At 62.4% G+C, this 458-nt stretch carries 1 pseudogene; it reads left to right on the top strand.

Annotated elements, in window-relative coordinates:
* Nucleotides 1-458: pseudogene (locus tag ACTHUG_RS11460) on the top strand (ABC transporter permease subunit); the annotation flags it as partial.

The raw sequence follows: 458 nt of genomic DNA, 5'->3' as shown, positions 1-458 counted from the left end.
CTCCTTGGCCGCAGCGACAGTTTTGGACGTGCTGTCGGCTGCGGCGGCACGGCAAAGGGCCTGGTTGCGCACGCTGAGGTCTGTACCCGTTATGGGGTCGCCCGTGTGCATCGCGTTGGGGGTTTTGCTGCGCTAGCCGCAATGGACGGCTGCGCGGTGGCTGCTGACTTCGACTTATGCGCTGGGGGCGTATCCGTTGGTGGCCAAAGGCGTATTGGCCGCGGGGGACGGTTTGACCAAAGATTATGCTGCGGCGGCGCGCACCAGGGGCGCAAACGGTGTTCAGACCGCCTGTTATGTAGTCGCACCTTTATTAAAACCAGCTTTTCGGCGCGGCCTGACCTTGGCTTCGGCAACCTGTATCGGCGAATTTGCAGTCACATGGTTCCCGTCGCGCCCCGAATGGCAGACGCTGACCACCTTGATTTACGATTACCTCGGGCGCGCCGGGGCGGACA

It is taken from the genome of Neisseria sp. P0022.S009, assembly GCF_051956675.1.
Classification (GTDB): domain Bacteria; phylum Pseudomonadota; class Gammaproteobacteria; order Burkholderiales; family Neisseriaceae; genus Neisseria.
The sequence above is the reverse complement of the archived record's forward strand: the minus strand, read 5'-3'. Positions and strand labels throughout refer to the sequence as shown.